This window comes from Cupriavidus sp. FW305-F7 (assembly GCF_058782875.1).
In genome coordinates this window covers 1-677 of record NZ_JBYSYC010000136.1, presented here as the reverse complement: position 1 = coordinate 677, position 677 = coordinate 1, and the positions used below count along the sequence as shown (strand labels likewise).

The following is a 677-nucleotide window of genomic DNA, read 5'->3' as shown; positions in this document are numbered from 1 at the left end:
CCGGGCCCGGGAGAGGTCCGCGTCCGTCACGTGGCCGTAGGACTGAACTTTGCTGACACATACTTCCGCAGCGGTACTTATCCGGTCCCGCTGCCCAGCGGCATCGGTAACGAAGCCGCAGGCCTGATCGAGGCCGTCGGGGCCGGCGTTACCCACCTGGCGGTCGGCGACCGCGTAACCTATACGGGCTTCACCAACACGCTCGGCGCCTATAGCACCGAACGCCTAATCTCCGCCGCGCCGCTGATCAAGCTGCCGCCGGCAATCAGTTGCGAAGTTGCCGCGGCGATGACCATGCGGGGCTTGTCAGCCTCCTACCTGATGCGCCGGATCTACCCGTTCAAGGCGGGCGACACGATTCTGCTGCATGCGGCAGCTGGCGGCGTCGGCCTGATCGTCTCGCAGTGGGCGAAGCTGCTGGGCCTGACGGTGATCGGCACGGTCTCGAGCGAGGCAAAGGCGGAAGTGGCGCGCGCCCATGGCTGCGATCACACGATCAACTACAGCCATGAGGACGTGGCCAAGCGCGTGCGGGAACTGACGGATGGCGTGGGCGTGTCCGTGGTCTTCGATAGCGTGGGCAAGGACACCTTCATGGCCTCGCTCGACTCCCTCAAGCGACGCGGCCTGCTGGTTTGCGTGGGGTTCGCCTCCGGTCCGGTCACGGGTTTCGATCC

Annotated in this window: 1 protein-coding gene; it reads left to right on the top strand. The window is 66.0% G+C overall.

Going from position 1 to position 677, the window contains the following annotated elements; translation table 11 throughout:
- Positions 1-677 (top strand): quinone oxidoreductase family protein (locus AC3WL8_RS39960; RefSeq protein ID WP_492380264.1); only part of this gene is annotated, 677 nt, incomplete at both ends.